The sequence below is a fragment of the Candidatus Thiodiazotropha endolucinida genome (genome assembly GCF_001715975.1).
Taxonomy (GTDB): domain Bacteria; phylum Pseudomonadota; class Gammaproteobacteria; order Chromatiales; family Chromatiaceae; genus Thiodiazotropha; species Thiodiazotropha endolucinida.
In genome coordinates this window covers 22,656-41,713 of the sequence record NZ_MARB01000018.1, presented here as the reverse complement: position 1 = coordinate 41,713, position 19,058 = coordinate 22,656, and the positions used below count along the sequence as shown (strand labels likewise).

Annotated in this window: 18 protein-coding genes; 11 read left to right on the top strand and 7 right to left on the bottom strand. The window is 47.0% G+C overall.

Features of this window, described 5'->3' with window-relative positions:
* Position 1 precedes the first annotated feature (1 nt).
* The 5 genes from CODIS_RS14745 (at position 2) to CODIS_RS14725 (ending at position 7,805) form a co-directional block, all read left to right on the top strand.
* Positions 2–625, top strand: a complete 624-nt coding sequence (locus tag CODIS_RS14745; RefSeq protein ID WP_069126712.1) for a hypothetical protein — start codon at positions 2–4, stop codon at positions 623–625.
* Positions 606–2,714, top strand: coding sequence for an AAA family ATPase (locus tag CODIS_RS14740; protein WP_235615239.1), 2,109 nt, complete (start codon positions 606–608; stop codon positions 2,712–2,714). Before CODIS_RS14745 ends, CODIS_RS14740 begins: the two co-directional genes overlap by 20 nt.
* Positions 2,711–5,176 (top strand): HD domain-containing protein, encoded by a 2,466-nt coding sequence (locus CODIS_RS14735; RefSeq protein WP_069126711.1) that lies wholly within the window; start codon positions 2,711–2,713, stop codon positions 5,174–5,176. Before CODIS_RS14740 ends, CODIS_RS14735 begins: the two co-directional genes overlap by 4 nt.
* Positions 5,177–5,236: 60 nt before the next feature.
* Positions 5,237–6,205, top strand: a complete 969-nt coding sequence (locus CODIS_RS14730) for a YiiX/YebB-like N1pC/P60 family cysteine hydrolase (protein WP_069126710.1) — start codon at positions 5,237–5,239, stop codon at positions 6,203–6,205.
* An 808-nt stretch (positions 6,206–7,013) separates the two neighbouring features.
* A complete protein-coding gene (locus CODIS_RS14725; protein ID WP_069126709.1) occupies positions 7,014–7,805 on the top strand; it encodes an SDR family NAD(P)-dependent oxidoreductase in 792 nt (263 codons plus the stop codon).
* 1,024 nt (positions 7,806–8,829) lie between these two features.
* On the opposite strand, the gene CODIS_RS14720 is transcribed toward CODIS_RS14725, so the two are convergent.
* Complete coding sequence (locus CODIS_RS14720; RefSeq protein ID WP_154723146.1) at positions 8,830–9,438, bottom strand: hypothetical protein; 609 nt, start codon at positions 9,436–9,438, stop codon at positions 8,830–8,832.
* Positions 9,439–9,594: 156 nt separating this feature from the next.
* Here CODIS_RS14720 and CODIS_RS20565 point away from each other — a divergent pair, with 156 nt between their 5' ends.
* The 3 genes from CODIS_RS20565 to CODIS_RS14710 all read left to right on the top strand — a co-directional run bounded on the left by CODIS_RS20565 (position 9,595) and on the right by CODIS_RS14710 (position 11,590).
* Positions 9,595–9,834, top strand: a complete 240-nt coding sequence (locus tag CODIS_RS20565) for a class I SAM-dependent methyltransferase (RefSeq protein WP_083220795.1) — start codon at positions 9,595–9,597, stop codon at positions 9,832–9,834.
* Positions 9,835–9,868: 34 nt separating this feature from the next.
* Positions 9,869–10,399 (top strand): OsmC family protein, encoded by a 531-nt coding sequence (locus CODIS_RS14715; protein ID WP_069126707.1) that lies wholly within the window; start codon positions 9,869–9,871, stop codon positions 10,397–10,399.
* 387 nt (positions 10,400–10,786) lie between these two features.
* A complete protein-coding gene (locus tag CODIS_RS14710; protein ID WP_083220794.1) occupies positions 10,787–11,590 on the top strand; it encodes a DUF2189 domain-containing protein in 804 nt (267 codons plus the stop codon).
* An 18-nt stretch (positions 11,591–11,608) separates the two neighbouring features.
* On the opposite strand, the gene CODIS_RS14705 is transcribed toward CODIS_RS14710, so the two are convergent.
* Together CODIS_RS14705 and CODIS_RS14700 are read right to left on the bottom strand one after the other, a co-directional pair.
* Positions 11,609–12,028: a hypothetical protein gene (locus CODIS_RS14705; protein ID WP_069126706.1), complete on the bottom strand. Its 420-nt coding sequence runs from the start codon at positions 12,026–12,028 to the stop codon at positions 11,609–11,611.
* The gene (locus CODIS_RS14700; protein WP_069126705.1) at positions 12,028–13,164 is read right to left on the bottom strand and encodes a hypothetical protein; all 1,137 of its coding nucleotides are present in this window, start codon (positions 13,162–13,164) and stop codon (positions 12,028–12,030) included. Before CODIS_RS14700 ends, CODIS_RS14705 begins: the two co-directional genes overlap by 1 nt.
* Positions 13,165–13,249: 85 nt before the next feature.
* Here CODIS_RS14700 and CODIS_RS14695 point away from each other — a divergent pair, with 85 nt between their 5' ends.
* The 3 genes from CODIS_RS14695 to CODIS_RS14685 all read left to right on the top strand — a co-directional run bounded on the left by CODIS_RS14695 (position 13,250) and on the right by CODIS_RS14685 (position 15,488).
* Positions 13,250–14,530 (top strand): diguanylate cyclase, encoded by a 1,281-nt coding sequence (locus tag CODIS_RS14695; RefSeq protein WP_154723145.1) that lies wholly within the window; start codon positions 13,250–13,252, stop codon positions 14,528–14,530.
* Between the two features lie 34 nt (positions 14,531–14,564).
* Positions 14,565–15,026 (top strand): DUF2846 domain-containing protein, encoded by a 462-nt coding sequence (locus CODIS_RS14690; RefSeq protein WP_069126703.1) that lies wholly within the window; start codon positions 14,565–14,567, stop codon positions 15,024–15,026.
* 75 nt (positions 15,027–15,101) lie between these two features.
* Positions 15,102–15,488: a c-type cytochrome gene (locus tag CODIS_RS14685; protein ID WP_069126702.1), complete on the top strand. Its 387-nt coding sequence runs from the start codon at positions 15,102–15,104 to the stop codon at positions 15,486–15,488.
* Between the two features lie 81 nt (positions 15,489–15,569).
* Here the strand turns inward: CODIS_RS14685 and CODIS_RS14680 are convergent, their stop codons facing one another.
* The 4 genes from CODIS_RS14680 to CODIS_RS14665 form a co-directional block, all read right to left on the bottom strand.
* Positions 15,570–16,457, bottom strand: a complete 888-nt coding sequence (locus tag CODIS_RS14680; RefSeq protein ID WP_069126701.1) for a radical SAM protein — start codon at positions 16,455–16,457, stop codon at positions 15,570–15,572.
* A 43-nt stretch (positions 16,458–16,500) separates the two neighbouring features.
* Positions 16,501–17,619, bottom strand: a complete 1,119-nt coding sequence (locus CODIS_RS14675) for a WD40/YVTN/BNR-like repeat-containing protein (RefSeq protein WP_069126700.1) — start codon at positions 17,617–17,619, stop codon at positions 16,501–16,503.
* A 3-nt stretch (positions 17,620–17,622) separates the two neighbouring features.
* On the bottom strand, positions 17,623–17,892 hold the full coding sequence (locus tag CODIS_RS14670) for a MoaD/ThiS family protein (RefSeq protein WP_069126699.1): 270 nt from the start codon (positions 17,890–17,892) through the stop codon (positions 17,623–17,625).
* A gap of 455 nt (positions 17,893–18,347) precedes the next feature.
* Positions 18,348–18,704 (bottom strand): ligand-gated ion channel, encoded by a 357-nt coding sequence (locus CODIS_RS14665; RefSeq protein ID WP_069126698.1) that lies wholly within the window; start codon positions 18,702–18,704, stop codon positions 18,348–18,350.
* Positions 18,705–19,058: the final 354 nt, after the last annotated feature.

Genomic DNA, 19,058 nt, shown 5'->3' with positions numbered 1-19,058 from the left:
TATGAACAAATTATTGGATGTCGAATTATCAGTCCCAACTGAAACTAGCAAATTAATTGTGCCAATTTCCGTGCATTGCCACACGGCTTGTAATTTGGTTGTTTGGAAACCAGTAGATTCAGAGACTGATGAAAGGGACTGGGGAGCTATAAGAATAATTATGGCAAAGTTGATGGATCGTTTGGTAGATCTACTGCATGACTACCAATTATTTTCACCTTTGGTCGCTCTGATCGAGTTGCAAGAAACATCAGAATCTTGGAGCCATCTCACAGGTGATCAGGACTGGCATAGAGGGCGCTTTATAGTTCAGAGTGTAAAAACGGATATAGAAGAAGCGAAGGAACGCTGGCTTGGTCCATTGAAGAGCGTTGACTATTCTCCGCGCAGAGTAACCTCAGTGGAGTTCACCCGATTATTAAAGGAAGCTGTCCATAGCGCTAAACCACCGAAAGGAGCAGATGCTACGCTATTCAGCCGATATGCGGATAATCTTATGATATCTGTAGAAAGCGACAAATCAGATGAATTTGGAATCGCGTGGCGATCTGAACTTATTAGTGACATTAACAGCCTTTTGGGGGAGCAAGTTTTAGAGGGGGTAAATGATGTCGGATACTTCTGAATTTATAAAAACAATTAAGCTTGAAAATTTCAAAGGTTTTCGAAAAATTCATGAATTTGATTTAGATGCAGACCTTATTTTAATCACAGGAAAAAATGGTGTTGGTAAAACTTCTCTGCTCGAAGCTTTAGACTGGTCTTTAAACCACACTGAAGAAAGTGCGGGAAATTACCTTACTTTAGATGAGACGGACGGGGGGGTTTGTATTAATGATAAACAATACAAGTTACAGGGAAAGGGAAGCATAGATCACAAATCTATCGAATCCGTATCATCATTTTTTTACCAAGAAAATATTAAAGAACTAGCTTGCAGCGATGTAATTCAGCTTCTAGAACCGGAAAACAATCAAGCGGACGAGATCAGGCAGGAACTCAAGAAAATACAGTCTCAGTTAGAAATCTGGCAGCGTAAAATTCAACAATTAAAATATAGTAAAAATTACGGGGAAGAGAGAAAGCGCTTAGCCAACCAAGTTAATGTTTTGGTCGATCAACTCCCAAATGAAACCCGTATCAAGAAGATGCTAAAAGATAGCACTTTAACACTCAAAAACGGCAACTTACAGAGCAAATGGGAATCGCAAATTAGAAATCTCTCAAAGGCGGTTACCGAGATTAGCAATCTGTCTGAACCAGTAGGGGCAAAGCTACCTCAACAGCTTAGAAATATTGGTGAAAACCTGAAGGAGTATCGCTCTTCAAACTCAGAAGATGTTTCCATTTCGATCGATAAAGGTTTTCTTTCATCTGTGAATCAATTGCCAGAGATGCTTAAAATAAGCCGGTCAGATCCTGGCGCTTCAGTGGACCTTTCAAATTACCTCTATATTACGACTAAAGGGCATGTTTATTCTGAAGCGATTGGTAAACTGGAATTAGAGCAAGAAAATCTAAGAAGTGAATATCACAATTTATCAGGTAAATTAGAGGATACTTCAGGAGAAGGGGCATCTCTAAAAAATTGGCTTAATGCGTTTAAAGACAATATTGATATCTGGTTGCGCGCATGGGAAAAACATCCCGACGAAGCTACTTTGATAGAATTAAAAGGTAAGCTAGGAAAAAATATTAGTACGTTTCGCGACTTCTCAGAAAAGAGATTTCGTGAGCTATCTGAGCAAATAAAGGTTATAGAAAATAGAGGTCAGGAACTAGCTTCTAAAATCAATTATTTGAAGCGTGCGCAAACTGTAGCCTTGGAAATTGATAGGCACTCAAGTGAATTAGAACCCCTTTTAAGTAAAAACGAGTTTTCAGTGGGGGAATTGGTAGGTTTCTTAAGTAATATAGTTCATCCTAAACAAAGCAGCTCCTCAACTATTGATGAGGCCTCTTTGCTTAACAATCTGGGGACAATTTTTGAAAATTGGGCGCAGCTTGAACTCGAAAAAATGAATGACGAATCCCAGATGCTTAACTCTGAGAATATAGATGCAGCTGAAGCAATTATTCAGGGAGCTACAGCAATTTGCAAGCAGGAGGCTGGAGCAAGAAGTCAGCTGCTTTCATTAATAGGAGAAATTCCTAAAAACGAATTGAAGCTGCTTATTGAAAATATGAATTCTTTATTGGCTAACTTTCATTTCCCAAAAGATTTTTTACCTATAGAAATAAAGAATTTCGGGACACAGAAGAAACCTTCATGGGGTTTCAAGACGAAGTCTAATATTAAGTTCGATGATTTGTCGACCGGGCAAAAATCACAGTTAGCGATATGTTGGACCATTAACCTGAATTTGGCGCTTTCAAATAAGCTCGGTCATAGAGTTATTGGCTTTGATGACTTCACAACTTCTCTTGATATGAACCAGTTAATACCTGCAGCTATTTTACTACGAAAACTTGCATATACTGATGATGAGGACTCAAAACGACAGGTGATTGTGACAAGTCATCACGAGGACTTAACAAATCGACTTCTTGATTTTCTACTACCTCCAAATGGGTCGAAAATGAAGGTTATTCAGTTTGAAGATTGGAACCCAAATAGTGGCCCAAAGTACAGCTTCTATACCGTAGATATGGGTGAAAAAGTAGAAATTGACGGCTTAGAATCCGCGATTCAACATATTGTTGCCAGTAAATGAAAGAAGCATATGAAGATTCTGTTATGAACTATGATGATTGGAAAGCGGAAACACAAGATAGGTTGCCTAAGAGTTCTATTTACCGTGTTCTGAAAAATAAATGTGATAGTGACCCGGCTGGAAACCATGTTCTATCTCTCGTGGATGATGCTACGTTTTTTGCGTATCAAAATACTAAGACAATTCTTATGCATATGGGAGAATTTACTCTCCACGACGGCGATCATCTGTTCCGTGTTTTGATGTTGATGGAGAAACTGCTTTCTCCTAAAAAGATCGAAGAGCTTTCAATTCCAGAGCTAATGTTGTTGGTGCTAAGCGCATTTTTTCATGACATTGGAATGGCCGCTGATGAAAAGGACGTCTGTGCATGGAAGAAGGTCTGGGATACATCTCCATCTCTATCTGCCGAGGACGAAATCGAATACAACAAATTTTGCAGATTCTATTTATCAAAACCTGATCTGAATGCGCAACTGGAATCATATATTTCCCAAGGAAAAAATAGCGATGCCGGTTTATTAAAATACTACATCGTCTCTGATTACATTCGAGTTACTCATGCCAGTCGTGCTCGCGATATCATAGAGAGTGATTGGCTAGGGAAAATCAAATACCGAGATGTAGATTTAACAGTCGAATTTGCCGAAATTTGTTCTAGTCATAATGATGATGCTCTTTCTCTCTTGCAATTAGATCGGAATTATCTTTGTGCTGACGGCATTCATGCGAACTTTCAGTTGGTAGCTGTAATCTTAAGACTCGCTGATATTCTCGATTTTGACGCGAAGAGAACGCCATCTGTACTGTTCTCACATCTTTTTGTACGGCATCCGATATCAATAAAGGAATGGAATAAGCATAGAGCCATCGAATCATGGTCTATCAGCAAGGAAAAAATTCAGTTTCATGCTAAATGTGAACATCCTGCAATCGAAGCATCTATCCATGACTTTTGTGATGTTATTGATGCCGAACTAAGTGCTTGTAACAATATTATTTCATCAATTAATGATTATGATAGAGCCCAAGGGAAAGAACACTTGATAGAAATACCCTTCAATGTTGATAGGTCAAAAATAGAAACAAAGAAGACCATTAGTGGAGAGCCGCTATACCTTTATCAGAAGGCACAGTTCAACTTAAGTAAAAATCAGGTTATAGACCTGCTGATGGGTACAAAATTGTATGGTGATCCAGAGGTGGCTCTTCGTGAGTTGTTGCAAAATTCTATTGATGCCTGCTTACTACGAAGCGCTATGGAAAAAAGCTGGGGAAATTTATACGAACCGGAGGTACATATAAAATATTCTACCGAAAATGAGGGCGACGTACTTGAGATCATAGATAATGGTACTGGTATGGATCAGTACATCATTGATACATACTATTCCAAGGTAGGATCATCGTTTTATAAGTCACCAGATTTCTTTGATTTAAAATCCCAATCAAAGGCTGAATTTAATCCAACTTCAAGGTTCGGAATAGGGATTTTATCTTGCTTCATGGTCGCGGATACGTTGGTAGTAGATACGAGAAGAGTTTATGGTCCACATGATTCTAGCGAACCTATCAATTTGACTATCGAAGGGCAGGACAGCATATTTTGGGTAAAGCCTGGCGAAAGAAAAAAACCCGGAACATCAACAAAATTGTTTCTTAGAAAAAATGTCAATCCATGGGATGATCTTAGTGAAGACGACTTCATTCAATCCGTTGAGAATGTCATTCCAAATCCACCCTTCAAAATCAGAGTCGAAACAAAATCTCATGAGAAAGTAAGAGATGAGAACTCATTTGAAGAAATAAAAGCGGACTCTCTAAAAAATTACTCATGGGATAAGCATGTCAATATTAGGGAGTTTAAGATCGAACTTGAAGATGAAACAAAAGGGTTCAAAGGTTCAGTCGTTGTTGCAATTCTGGAGAGCAATAATGTTCCAGTTTCCAGCATTGAAATGACTTCTCGATCTATAGATATAGAGGGCGAAAGTTTTCCTTTGGAAAAGAGCTTGAGGATGAGCAGTAATGAAATATGTGAATCTACGACATCAATTACGATTGACGAAAATGGGTCGATTGACCAATCTGATTCACAAAACGATCTCTGCAAATCTAAATCGCGACTATCCTTGCACGGAATTGAAGTTCCTACATCGTTGTTTCCTGAATTTTGGAGAATGCAAAAAAACCAAGTAAAGCTAGATTGGCCATTCCCTATGGTTATAGTGGTTGATATTTGTGGAAATATGGATTTGGATCTTAATTCTGCCAGAACTCAAATCATCATGAGTGAAAAATGGCAAAATTTTGAAGGGATGTTGGCACTCGAAATATGCTCAAGTATTTCAAACTCCGTATCAGACAAATATTGGCATAAGCTTGTTGAGATACTGAAAGAAAACACAAAAAACGAAATTTTTCGTGAAAGCTTGGAGCAGGCTAACAAAAATAGAGGTTAAGTTGTCAAAAATTAGTAACGATTACATGTGTGTCCATACTCCATCATTAAGGTTTGTTTCATGTTAATCTTAGACATTCAAAAATTAAAGGAAGGTGATGTTTTCTTGACCGCTCAACGTGGGCTCGTAAGCAAGGCAGTTCGAAACTTTACAAATAGCGAGTACTCCCATGCAATTCTTTGTATCGGGCACGGAAGCTACATACACTCGGATTCACAAGGGGTTCATTCTGCCAATATTCAACGGCTTATTTTTGAGAAGCCGAACAATGTAAAAATTCTCCGCCCCAACGATAAAAAATGTGTTAAGAGCGCAGTTATGTACGCTCGATCACAAGTTGGAAAAGCATATTCTGTTAGAGATGCAATCAGGACTAAAACTGGAAATCAATCTAAACCAGAAAACAAGCAGTTCTGCTCTAGGCTTGTAGCGGAATCCTTCGAATATGCCGGAGTACATATAGTAGAGAATAGTTTGTATTGTACTCCAGAAGATATAAATCGTTCTCCAGCATTCACTGAAATAAATGGTATGGTGAGGGAGGCTAGTCAGGAAGAATTGGACTTTGCGAGTGCTCCAAATCCAATACAGCGGCTAACTGAAATTACCAACTTTATATTGTCAGAGGCCCGTCGGATTACGAATAAAGATATTCAGTCTATGGAAGAGCTTTCGTTGTTTGTTGTGGCCAACCCTAAGTACTCCGATGCTATTGTAAAGGTGTATAGGGACACAGACTACCTAACGATGTGGGAGTATGAAGTTTTAGAAAATCCGTGGCGCTATGATGAAAGAATATTTATGACTCTTCCTGTGGGGCGAGAAGAGAAACGCCGAATGGCTGAATTCGAAGCTGAGAGCGCAAAAGATCAATTGATGTTATATAGCAATAACTACACTGCGTATCAAAACCTTAGCATGAATGGTATGTCTTCATACATCGCAATGAATATGGAACTATATAAAAAGTTAATCAACCAAATGAACAAAAGGCTTGATGCTGCGAATTACGTCCTGAGCAATATTTAATTGTTAACGTCCGCTTATGGCCGACATCTGAAGTTGGATAATCCAGCCTTTAACTTCCGCTTTACGAACGTAGCAGACGTAAAAAAATAATAGTGGACACCCGTAAATTGTCCACCTTTTGGTCAAACACCTTGTACAGCTCATTACCGCATGAAATCGAACCACCCACGCGCTACAATAACTTAGAACCACAAGTTCAAACCGGCAAACACAAACAAAAGGACTTGATATGCGCAAGCTCTCAACCTTCCTCCTTTCTCTGTTTTTACCATCGTTGGTGGGAATATGAATAATCTGATTTACAAATCATGTGTGCTTCTTCTCACTCTTCTTGTGATGCCATCTGAGAGCTTTGCGAGTTCATGGACCTGTCACTATGCGGAATTAACAAGAAACGTGGTTATCTTCTATCCAAATGAACCCGCCAGATTGCCCTGCAAAGTCTATTATACAAAGCCAGACGAAAACGTAATGCCGCGTACATTATGGAATGCTGAAAATGATGATACATATTGTGAGCGTAAAGCTATTGATTTCATTAAGACATTAGAAGCGAGGGGCTGGCAGTGCTCCAGTGACAATGATCAATAATCCGTATGACTTCAGTCCGATATAGGGAATCGCAGAACTATTTTCCTCTCCGGGGCAAGAAGATATTTGAAGATATTTGGGGACACCCGCATAATTCCATAATGTTGCTCAACCGTCCTGGATGCTGATCTACTGTAGTGAGTTTGCTTACGTTCAGGTCAGTAAATACTGCTATATTCGACCCAAGAGCCTTTGATTCCAAACAAGTGAGGATCCGATGTCGTATCGAACCTGCGCCCTCGTAACAGGCGCCACCGGCGCCATTGGCGAGGCCATTGCTAAAGGATTGGCTGCCGATGGTGAGCGGGAGGTGGTGCTGATTACCCGTAACCAGGACAAGGCGGAACGCGCCGTGCAGCGTATCCGGCGCGAAACGGGCAATGCCCATGTGCGTTTTGAGTTGGCGGATCTTTCCCGGGGCGATGCGATACGCGATCTTGCTGCACGTTGGAACGGACCACTGCATATCCTTGTCAACAACGCAGCCATTACACCCCGTCGGCGGGAGGAATCCCCGGAGGGGGTGGAACTGCAGTTCGCCACCAACGTGTTGGGTTATTTTCGCATGATCCGAGCCTTCACCCCGTACCTGCTCGCAGCTGATGGGGCGCAGGTGGTGAATGTGGCAAGCTACTGGGCAGGCGGGCTGGACCTGGACGACCTGGAGTTTCGCCAACGTCACTACAACAACGACACCGCCTACCGTCAGTCCAAGCAGGCCGATCGTATCCTGAGCGCCGCCTTTGCTGAACGTCTGGCTGACCAACGAGTTTGTGTCAACGCCTGCCATCCCGGCGACGTAAACTCGACCCTAAGCAACAATCTCGGCTTCGGCGGTCACCAGAGTCCTGAGGAAGGAGCGGATACCCCCGTCTGGCTGGCTATTGGCGGCGCCGGGATCGAGACAACGGGACGCTATTTCGAGAATCGCCGGAAAGTCTCTTGTGGTTTCAGCAAAGACCGCAATACAATGGAGCGACTGTTCGAGGCCTGCGAAGCCTACGGTTGATTTTTCTACCACGGCAATGCTGCCCGTATAAAAAATGAATAATCGAAGAGACCAGCAAAATTCTGTCGCTCCGTTGGACGACAACCTTCACTGGAATTCACAAATAGGCTCAGGCACTAATAACCCCGGAAGATGATCTATGTTTGCATGTAACTGGAGCGATGCCATGAAGTATCTGGCTTACAACTCATGGGTGCTCCTACTGACTATTCTTATAGCGCCATCCGATAGCTTTGCGAATTCATGGACTTGTCACTATGCGGAACTGACAAGAAATGTCCTTATCTTCCATCCAAATGAACCCGCCACATTACCCTGCAAAGTCTATTATACCAAGCCGGATGAAAACGTAATGCCGCGTACATTATGGAATGCTGAAAATGACGATGATTATTGTGAGCGAAAAGCGATTGAGTTCATTAAGACATTAGAATCAAGGGGCTGGCAGTGTTCCAGTGACAATGATCAATAAACTGCATCTTATATTTGAGACAAATGCTCTCTGACCCGAATGGCGCTTACTTAGGGCCTGTTAACACTAATCCAATGCGCCCTGTTGTGTCTGAAAAAGCGCCAATCAAGGCGCACCCCAAGGGCACTTCCTTCGGGGCGCAACCCGAAGGGCTGGGGCTGTTTTCGCCCCCAGCGGCGTTATCATTCGCTCATGTAGAATAACTACATTACGCTCATTCTGCCTTGCTGGGCACAAAAACAGCCCCAGCAGGGCGTATTGGATTAGTGTTAACAGGCCCTAAGACGAATATCAGGATTTTCGTCATTCCGGCGCTGAGCCTGTACCGGACTTGATCAGGTAACGGAATCCAGGAATATCGTCACGATCAAGCATTCTGGATCCCGGCCTGCGCCGGGATGACGGTGGTTTTTGGCTTAAGTAAGTGCCATTCCTCTCTTACCCCTTTACGCTCTGACCACCTTTAGTTTCGGTATTTTTTCTGATTATTTATTGAATCTACAGGCTTGCCCCCTATAACTCCGGTGAGCAACCATAAACGCAAGCTGCGTATCAATTCTCATCGGTGATGCTGACCCGAACATCATCCAGCCAAGCAGTACCGGCGTCATTCAACACTGCTGTAATCTGCAAATGAGCCGTATCGGCAGGGATAACGCCTGTTGCTACAATCCGTTGCCAATTATTGGTGCCTGTGATTGCCTCTGTACCGATCTTACCAATGACTTTTCGGTTGGCTTTTCGAAACACCAGATTGAGGTCGAATCCATCCGGACCCAGGTTTTCGCTTTTGATCATAGCGGTCAGTTTGATGGATTTTCCCGTGGCATTATCAAGCGGTAACCATTGATTGATCATCCCCCAGGCCTGAACCAGCTTGCGTTCGATACGGTAACTGTTTTTGCCATCGGTACTGTCAGTTGTGTCGACGGATACCGCGTACGCCTGTTCTCCCGCATGCTGTGAAAACCCCCAGCCATTAAGGTGTTGATCAGATTGCTCGAAGCTCGGATTTTTCAGTGGCAGCGAAATGGCTTGTAGTGGTTGGGTGTCCTGTTGTTGCGACGGGTTTTGATGAGGCGGATCGATATCATCGCCGCAGGCGGCAAACATTAACGATGTAGCGACTATCAAAGAGAGAGAAAACACATTGTTTTTCATGATCAGAGTAGCCTATCGTTATGTGCTGAGTTTTGATATTGCATTTTATTGATACATTATTGGGTAAAAATTATGGAAATTAAATACACCCACCTGGCCGATCACCCCCTAAAGCGGCAGGTAATTATCGGTAATCAACTCTAGACCTCTGTATAAATCGAATACCGCGAGGCCGATGCCGAAGAGCTGCCGTTCGAAGATGCGAGTTTTGACTATGTCACCTCGACCTTCGGTGTCATGTTCTCGCCGAACCAGGCACAAGCCGCAAGCGAGCTGCAACGGGTGTGTAAAACCGGCGGTGTCATCGGTCTGGCCAACTGTACACCCGAGAGTTTCATCGGCCAGTTATTCAAGACTGTCGGTCGCTACCGGCAGCGATCTCGACGAGGTTGCTGACCGGCGGCCCGACCAACCACCAGGAGAATAAGCCATGAATTCGAAACAAGTCCGCGAATCCCAGAAGCCGTTACGTCAAAAGTACACCACCGAACCAGGTGCCGCCAAGGTGATCGACCATGCCCGAACCAGGCATGCCGACGCACAAGATCCGTTTCATACAACAGTCGAGCCAATGCCGGGTATCGGTACCACCATACCGGTGGGTGTACACCGTGCGATAGGCGGTCCCCATGATGCGCCCACGCCAGGTGATATCTTGTGTGCAGCATTGGCGGCCTGTCTTGACAGTACGGTACGCATGATCGCCAACCTACTGGGGGTGGAACTCGATCACCTCGAAGTGTCTGTCGATGCCGAAGTGGACGTGCGCGGCACTATGCTGGTCAATCGCGATGTTCCGGTTGGATTCCAGGCCCTGCGTTGCCATGTGGATCAGCGGGCCAAAGAAGGCACGCCTGTAGAGCTTGTCGAGCGCTTGTGCAACGCAGCAGAATACAGCTGTATCGTGTTACAGACCCTGCGTTCACCGCCACCGGTGCATACCGAATTCTCGACCCATTGAACTCAACCGATCGGTGGTGGTGAATTATGATAATGGGATTTTTGGGGGAAAGCGACCAAAGGGGCAGTGCCACTGCTGCCCCTCACAGTTATCTCGATATACCTGGTATCATTTGCCATGTCAGGCTGATCGGAGTATGCCGATACTGGCAAAGTTAAACATAGATAATTGGAGTCGGAGCCCTTCTCTACACTATCTGACTCAACTGCTTGCAAAAAAAACGGGGCCAGAGAACTAGCTGCTTTCGAGGCAAATAATAGGCCATAGTTAAACGCATAATAACATCTGAGATCTCCGTTGAATGGTTAAATGTAAGTATTCAACGATCGACTATTTCTGCTATTCTCTGGTGGTCTCCTACCGGTAACAAACTCTATTGATTTGACCATGAAACAAGTTTACACACTCAGAATCAACGCAAAGGAAAATATCGGGATAAATGAGATACCCACGGAGCAGGTTTGGCAGTGGCTCGCCGCGGCTTGGAAAGATATTCAACAGGCGCCGGGGCAGAGCCTGTTCTTCGGCACCAGTTTAACCCTGCTGAGCATTGTGATTTCCGTTGGAGTCATCGTCACCGGTAACTTTTACCTGCTGCTACCGTTACTGGCGGGTTTTCTGCTGATCGCGCCATTTATCGGTATAGGTCCATACTCAATCAGCCAGCAGCTGGAGCAGAATGAGAATTCCAGTCTGAAAGTGGCGAGCTTCGCCTGGTCACGAAACAGCCTTCAGTTATTCAGTATGGGGTTGGTATTGCTGGTCAGCTTCATTGTCTGGTATATGTTGGCAAGACTGATATTCTTCTCATTTTATGACGGTCAGATCCCTTCCGATTGGCAGGGATACATAGCGGTGGTACTAGGTTCCTGGGAGGGCCTACAGATACTCACCGTAGGCACCTTTGTCGGTGGAATGCTGGCCATTGTGGTGTTTGCCTTCAGCGCGGTTTCCATCCCAATGCTGATGGATCGTCCTGTCAGTTTCATATCCGCCATGCGTACCAGCCTGGCCGCGGTTCGCTACAACCTGGTGTCCATGCTGCTATGGGGAGGAATGCTGGTCACTATTATTTATGCCTGTTTCATGACGGCATTTCTCGGTTTTATTATCGGATTCCCCCTGGCTGCCCATGGCACTTGGCACGCTTATCGTGACCTGGTAACAGTCAGGGAGCATCCATTGGAGTGACTCGTCCCGGACATGACTTCAGTCTGGCATAGGGAATCGCAGGACTATTTTCATCTCCGGGGTGATTTCGCTACTCTCCAAATACGATATTGTAGTTGCGTGGCGCTTCATGTACTCGATCATTTCCTGTTTACCGGGAAAGGATCTCGGCGGTTTACCCTTGCCGGTGAAAATCAGTGTGGTCCAGTAGGATTTGAGCTGGGTCGGCGTTTTATTTGAGATGAGACGGTAGAACGTATCACGCAATCGATTGTCTCGGACTTCGATCAATATCGCTTTTTTACCATCGGCTAAGCGATTCGTCTTGGATAGAAACAAGTTGGAGACCTCTTGTTTGCTGAGAGAGTCGATCGGAGAATCTGCAGGCACCACGACCGCAATCTCGGCGTGGAGCAGCGATACATGGCATAGCAGGAGGAGAAGGATCAACCGTTTCATCAGAAGATCCCTTCCAGCAAAATGGTGAAGACATTTGCCTCACTATCTACACGACCACGTCGCGGATCGGATTCATCGACAATATCAATGCGTTCAATTTGGGCCTTAATTGCATGGGTCCCTCCAAGATCATAGCGGAACCCGATGGCTAAGGTCTCATGGTCATTGTCGCCTACCCGTTGGGACGGTGGCCTGCCGCCAGGGGGAGGGGGCGCTGAGACCGGTGGCGGCGGGGGTGTGAAGGCCTCAAATTGTCGGCTTGTACGTGCCGCGAGAATATAAGGGGTAAACCGCCCGATAGGATAAGCGACAGATAAATAAGACAACTTATCATCTGGGCTGAAATCTGCGTCAGAATCGCTTAACCCGGCATTGACGACAAAATCATAAAACCGTATTTCGGTTTCTATGCTGAACATGTTCACCCTGGCTTTATCGTCAATAACCTGACCCAGCGGGGTGAACACTTCATAGTCTGCGCGTAACAGGGCAGCTCTCAGCCAGAAATCACTCCTTTCATACTTTACCGCAACCAGGCCCAGTCGTTGACCGTCTACTGTCCATCGTTGATGCTCGGGCTCTCCCAGGCTGAATTGCAGACTGAGAAACGAATCTTCCAATGGGATGCGCTTTATAAGCTCTAAACCCCGGGTCTCGATGAAACCACCCGCACCGGAACCAGGCACCAGAGGGCGAGCCCAGAGGCGTGAATAGCCAACACTCTTAAGCTCTGTTCCCTGCAGAAAGGGAACTAAAAATTTGCCTATGCGTATATCGTAGTTATTGCCCGGATCGTATCTTAGGTAAGCCCAATCCAGTGACTCGTCGCTTTCATTTTGCTCGTCATAGAACACGGAGCCTTGCAAAAAGGCACTCAGTCCAGAGAATATTTCCAATTCGACCTGGAGTCCAAAAACCGAGTTTTTAAAAGTGGACTCCTCCGCATCAAGTACTCGTGGTATATTGCCATTTGAGATTATGGGGATTGCGTCGTCGGCATAGGTCAGATCCAGTGTATAAAAACCATTAATGGTGAGTAGTTCCTGCCAGCGATTTTCATTCGCACTAAGATTTGTGCTAATTAAAACCGACAACAGAAAATACAGCGCAATCTTTATGTAGCTTTTATATCCCACTATACTGAACGATTTGTTTTCCGAAACATTTTCAGGTATCGAAGCGTAGTTGTGCGATCAAGATATCAGGAACAAGAATGATACGATGACGATTTTTCAGAAAATGCTGATGACGCCGTTTCTCAGTCTTACGATTTATACCGGGCTGATTCTTTTTGGACTGCAAGAGTATACTGACAATAATAAAGAAATTGAAGGTTTAAGCGAGAAGTACCTGACATTGCTTGATCTTTCCAACGAGAACTTGCGTTTGTTCAAACAGATTGTTGTGCAGTTCAAGGATGCAGTTCTTGCCGGGGAGCGGGATTGGGTCACAAATACAAACGAATTCAAAATCCAGATAAACACCAACATTGACCGTCTTGCAGCATCACCTGAGATTTTGGAATCGGCATTAATCAGTCAATTAAGGCATGACTTTAATCAATATTACACCAATGCGCTGACACTTTCTCTGGTTTTACTCAAAAACGACCGTGAATTTTCAACACATGAAAAATTGATCCATACAGTGGAGCAATATAGCAACCTCACCACAAGCCACCTGAAACATCAAAAGGAACAGATCAAGATACGGCTAACTCAGGCGATCGAACATTCAAACCACAAACTTAACCAATTACTCGCATGGGGCACGGGAATTGCCATTCTGCTGCTGTTGATAATGGTTTCCGTCACCACACAACTGTCACTTTCCACCAAAAGAAGTTTTACCCAGGTCATCGATAGAATGAAGGCACTGGCTGAAGGGAATCCAGACTTCAGCCGTCGCCTTCAGCACCCACATAATGATGAATTGGGGTATTTGATTCACTGGTTCAACAAACTCTCGGATACCCTGGAACACGATTATTCCAAGATCCAAAAAATATCGATTACCGACAAGTTGACTCAACTTAGCAACCGCACCCACAGCGATGAATTCCTGCGCAGGCAATTAACGGACTCTAGCGAGAACAACAGCCAACTAGTCATTATTATTGCAGATATTGATCACTTTAAGTCCATCAATGACAGATATGGTCACCTTACTGGCGACCATGTATTACGCGAGTTCTCCATGATCCTTAAACACTGCACTCGGGTGCAGGATTTCATTGGACGCTGGGGCGGTGAAGAGTTCATCATCGTAATGCCGGATGTCGGTCTTGATCAGGCAATAAAGAATGCCGAGCGCCTAAGAACAACGATCGAGCAGCACGATTTTGGAGAGGCGGGCCAGGTCACTGCCAGCTTCGGAATTTCGTTTGGTATTGAAGGCGACACCCAGGAGGGCATTATGAAACGGGCTGATCTATGCCTCTATAAAGCCAAGCAGCAAGGCCGAAATCAGGTGGTGGTGGATTACCGTAAAATAACAGACTGATCGCAAACCATTTCATAACTACAGGAGAAGCTTGATGTTGAAAGGGATGACTCTAATTACACTATTGTCTTTGCTATTTACCGGCTGTGCGTCAGTACAGATGTCGAATGAGGAAGCTTCAAATCTCGCCAAGGCCTTCAACAAGCCATCAGATGGGCAAGCGGGTATCTATGTCTTCCGAAAAAAATCAATAGGCGGAGGCTCTCTTAAAAAAGATGTCTGGATCGACGGGAAGTGTATTGGCGAGACTGCTCCAGGGATTTTTTTCTATGAAGAGGTCTCAGGCAACACATCGCATACGATTTCAACGGAGTCTGAATTTTCGCCCAACGAGCTTGTTCTCAACACCGTGAGCGGTGAGAATTATTTTATCGAGCAATATATCAAATTAGGCGTGTTTGTCGGCGGCGCCAACCTGGAACAGGTAGACAAAGAGACAGGCAAAAGGGAGATCATGGAACTGGGGATGGCGACTAAGGGGCAATGCAGTAAATAGACGTGGTTTATTCGTTACTCCAAAGGGGCAGGCTATACTACTGCTGATATGTCCCTGTTTAAATCAAGAGCAACAATGTCACGTGTCTGGGTTACCACAATCTGTCTCTATCTGCTCGCCGGCTGTGGCGAGCAGCCGCCGGAATCCGGGGCAATACCGGATATGCCGCGCTTCGCGGAAGAACGCCTCGCAAAGGGACGCAGTGTCTGGATGGGAACCTGTCGCAACTGCCACCTCCTGGGTGTCTCAGGCGCGCCGGCTGTGACAGATAGACCCGCATGGGCACCACGGATCGAAAAAGGCGCGCCTGCCCTCTATCGGAGTGCGTTGAGCGGCATCAAGGGGGACGACGGTAAGTATCGCATGCCACCCAGGGGCGGCAATGACCGCCTCAAGGATGAACAGGTTCGCCAGGCAGTCGACTACATGATTGCATCTGTTGAGGCCCTGGCAGTCAAGTGACCCCATGCCTTTCAGGTTGCATGCATTTGTTACAGGCAATTTTCAAGGGATAGGACCTATTTCTGCGCTGGGGTTAAAGTTTTACAAACCTCTTTGCCACTCCTTCCGAAACTTCGACGACTCGGGGTGTGCGATGGCGCTTCGGACCTGGTTCAATAACCGCTCCCTGTCCTTGTTCAGCACGCCTTTGAGTATCAGATAATTCGATGCATGATCGCTGCGGAATATGGTTTTTTCGAGTTCGAGTGCGGATAGCAGTATCTCCATCTCCTCGAGCAACTGACGCAGATTCAACGCTTCGAACTCCCCGGCGTAACCCTGCACCAGGCGCTGCTGCCCCTTTGGGAAGCTGACCACCAGCGTGGCGAGATATTCGGGTTGTGATTCGTTCATCAGCGAAGCTGAATTAAGCGCATGTTGTTCGCTGTAACGTATTCCGCCCAGGCCGTTCAGAATCATCACCGAACGTCTGATTCCCGCCTGCTGCAGCTTCAACAGGGCATCCAGTGAGGTTTGCCAGGTCTCGCCTTTTTCGACCCGCTCCAGCACCAGGTCATCGCCGGTTTCGCAACCGACATAGACCAGCTCCAGGCCCATCTGACGCAGTGCCTGTAATTCATCGACTGACTTGTTCTTGATGTTGCGCGGCAGGCAATAAGCCGATACCCGCTGGATGTCTGGCAGATATTCGTTAATCGCCTGCATGATCTGATGCAATCGGCGATATGAGAGCGTCATCGCATCGCCGTCGGCGAGAAACACACGCCGCACCGGAATATTCATGGCGACAAATTGCGCCAGCTCTTCACGGATGACTTCGATGGGGTTGGGTTTGAATCGCTTCTGCGGTTCCGTATACATCTCACAGAAGGTACATCTGTTCCAGGAACAGCCATTGGTGACCTGCAGGATCAATGACTCCGCCTCGCTGGGCGGACGGAAGACGGGTTCGATATAGTTGAACAACATGGGGCGATTATAGTACCAGCAAACTTTCTAGGGCCTGTTAACACTAATCGGATGTGCTCTGCTGGAACTGAACACACAAGACTGGCGGCAGATGGTGACTGATGGCCTGCCAGGCGTCGCCCTGATCCTCGCTGACCCAGAGTGAGCCGGTGGTGCTGCCGAAGGCGAGCCGTTCACCCTGCTCGTCGACAGCCAAAGCATGCCGGTAGACCAGGTCGTAGGCGTGGGCCTGCGGCAGGCCGGTAGCGAGGATCTCGAACCGTTCGCCACCGTTGCGGGTGCGGGTGACCACCAGCCGCCCATCGACGGGAATGCGCTGCTCATCCTTTTGCGCGGGAACGAACCAGGCGGTATCGGGATCGGCGGGGTGTGCCGCAACGGCGAAGCCGAAACCGGAGGGCAACACATCGTGCAGCTCCCGCCAGTGCCTGCCTCCGTCGTCACTGACGAAGATACCGTTATGGTGCTGCATCCAGAGGCGGTCCGGTGAGGCGGGACAGTGCACGATGCGATGGGGATCCTGGGTGAGTGGATCGGCTGCCTGGTCGGGCGGCATATAGGCGCTGCGCAGACCCTCGCCGATCAGTTCCCAGTGGGCCCCGCTGTCGATTGTGGTCCAGACCCCGCCAACCGATACACCGACCGTGACATGGGCCGGATCGCGGGGATCGACCAAGATCGAGTGGATGCCGGCGAAGTCGTAGCCGCCGCCCATCCACTGCCTGCGTCTGGGGTCGTCCCACAGGGCCCGCATCAGTGCCCAGCTCTCGCCACCGTCGGTGGAACGGAAGAGACCGCCGGGGATGACGCCGCACCAGAGCTCCCCGGGCATACCGGCCGCCAAAGACCAGATCTTCTGGGTGCTCCAGGGGATCTCAAGGCCGCGGAAAGGATCCTTGTCCTCCAGACCGTCCGGCTTGTCGGGATAGGCGGGGACCGGCGCCTCGTTCCAGTTGTCGCCGCCATCCCGGGAATGCTGCATTTTGACACCGAAATGTCCCAAGTCCAGGGCGGCATGGATGTGACCGGTACCCGGCACCGCCAAAACCGTGGAAACCGGATCGCCTAAAAACCAGCTCCGCTCGATCTCCCAGCGTCCCTCGTCTACCCGTTTTATCCGAAACAGCCCTTTATGCGTTCCCACCAGTAAACGATCAGCCATGGTCTAGCCTCCCGAGAGTGCCTGAATGACGAAGACCTCACTTTCCGATTCCAGTGCGTCGCTCAATCGTCGCCGGTCATGCAGACCCCGGCCATCCACCATCACGATGACATGGTTGCGCACCGCCCCCTGATCATCCAGCACATAACCCCGCACATCCGGCCACTGGCTGAAATAAAGGTCGAAGAGCTGGGCCACCGTCGCCGCCTCGAAGGCCGCGTCCGGACAGGGGGTGTGGCGTGTGAGATTGGAGGTAAACGAGAGCGTCGGCATAGATTGAATGGTAGACAAATAACCGGCCTAAATAACACGCTTTCACTACGGTTGACCAGAATCGGGCTTTTACCCCATTACTCAAATAGACACCATCCCGATAACGACCAGACAGACAGTCACTCAACTCGATTCCGCTCCCATTTAACCGTTCCAGGGCAGGGATGCTTCCCTAGGGCCTGTTAACACTAATCCAATACGCCCTGTTGTGCCTGAAAAAGCGCCAATCAAGGCGCACCCCAAGGGCACTTCCTTCGGGGCGCAACCCGAAGGGCTGGGGCTGTTTTTGCGCCCAGCGGCGTTATCATTCGCTCATGTAGCATAACTACACCTCGCTCATTCTGCCTTGCTGGACACAAAAACAGCCCCAGCAGGGTGTATTGGATTAGTGTTAACAGGCCCTAATCAGCAGGCTTATAGAGATGTAATCAACTGTGATAAGCAAAGAGGTGAATTCAATCGATAATATTCACGCAGTCGCCCCCTTCACAACCACCGCTTGCGTCATACACAGTACTGGGGCTGACGTAGGATCCGCCACCCCAGGAACCGCTGCGTGAGTTCTGTGCATCCCTGTAGGTGTTCCCCCGGTGCATGGGATTATTGGCATTGACCCAGTTACCATAGCCGTCCATCAAATAGTCTCCCGGAATGACATAGCCGTAGACCTGCATGGATAAGGCGCACTCCTGCTGAGTCATCGGGCGACCATTCACCGTTGCGTTACAGGCTGCCAGGGCCGTCTCGCTTGATATAACAATCAATGTTGCCAGCGCACCGGTAAAAAAAACGGCTCGGTTAATATAAGTCATATTCTATATCTCCTTATGCTGGTGTCTGGTTCAGCTTACAGACAGCACGAACCAGTTTATTGTCCATGTATCGGCAAAAACATATCCAAATGGCCGGTTGCCATGAATCACTCGGCACAATTCACTACTCACCACCCGGTTCGCATTTTCGGAAATCCGATGCAACCACTATATACAGCAAGAAATATTTTGTTAGGTGAATATTACCATTCAAAAAATGCAACCGGAGTCAGCAGGAATTGTTTATTAAATCAGAGACAATTGCTCTCCGACCCGAATGGTAATTACTCAAGATGAATTTCAGGATTTTCGCCATCCCGGCGCAGAGCCTGTGCCGGAATGACGGTGGTTCTT

What these genes read in the sequence shown, in the direction of transcription:
- CODIS_RS14715 (WP_069126707.1), top strand. Translation starts at nt 9,869, where the DNA reads ATGAATTCGAAACAAGTCCGCGAATCCCAGAAGCCGTTACGTCAAAAG.
- CODIS_RS14665 (WP_069126698.1), bottom strand. Translation starts at nt 18,704, where the DNA reads ATGACTTATATTAACCGAGCCGTTTTTTTTACCGGTGCGCTGGCAACA.
- CODIS_RS14735 (WP_069126711.1), top strand. Translation starts at nt 2,711, where the DNA reads ATGAAAGAAGCATATGAAGATTCTGTTATGAACTATGATGATTGGAAA.
- CODIS_RS14740 (WP_235615239.1), top strand. Translation starts at nt 606, where the DNA reads ATGATGTCGGATACTTCTGAATTTATAAAAACAATTAAGCTTGAAAAT.
- CODIS_RS14670 (WP_069126699.1), bottom strand. Translation starts at nt 17,892, where the DNA reads ATGCCGACGCTCTCGTTTACCTCCAATCTCACACGCCACACCCCCTGT.
- CODIS_RS14675 (WP_069126700.1), bottom strand. Translation starts at nt 17,619, where the DNA reads ATGGCTGATCGTTTACTGGTGGGAACGCATAAAGGGCTGTTTCGGATA.
- CODIS_RS14705 (WP_069126706.1), bottom strand. Translation starts at nt 12,028, where the DNA reads ATGAAACGGTTGATCCTTCTCCTCCTGCTATGCCATGTATCGCTGCTC.
- CODIS_RS14745 (WP_069126712.1), top strand. Translation starts at nt 2, where the DNA reads ATGAACAAATTATTGGATGTCGAATTATCAGTCCCAACTGAAACTAGC.
- CODIS_RS14685 (WP_069126702.1), top strand. Translation starts at nt 15,102, where the DNA reads ATGTCACGTGTCTGGGTTACCACAATCTGTCTCTATCTGCTCGCCGGC.
- CODIS_RS14730 (WP_069126710.1), top strand. Translation starts at nt 5,237, where the DNA reads ATGTTAATCTTAGACATTCAAAAATTAAAGGAAGGTGATGTTTTCTTG.
- CODIS_RS14720 (WP_154723146.1), bottom strand. Translation starts at nt 9,438, where the DNA reads ATGAAAAACAATGTGTTTTCTCTCTCTTTGATAGTCGCTACATCGTTA.
- CODIS_RS14680 (WP_069126701.1), bottom strand. Translation starts at nt 16,457, where the DNA reads ATGTTGTTCAACTATATCGAACCCGTCTTCCGTCCGCCCAGCGAGGCG.
- CODIS_RS14725 (WP_069126709.1), top strand. Translation starts at nt 7,014, where the DNA reads ATGTCGTATCGAACCTGCGCCCTCGTAACAGGCGCCACCGGCGCCATT.
- CODIS_RS14695 (WP_154723145.1), top strand. Translation starts at nt 13,250, where the DNA reads ATGACGATTTTTCAGAAAATGCTGATGACGCCGTTTCTCAGTCTTACG.
- CODIS_RS14690 (WP_069126703.1), top strand. Translation starts at nt 14,565, where the DNA reads ATGTTGAAAGGGATGACTCTAATTACACTATTGTCTTTGCTATTTACC.
- CODIS_RS14710 (WP_083220794.1), top strand. Translation starts at nt 10,787, where the DNA reads ATGAAACAAGTTTACACACTCAGAATCAACGCAAAGGAAAATATCGGG.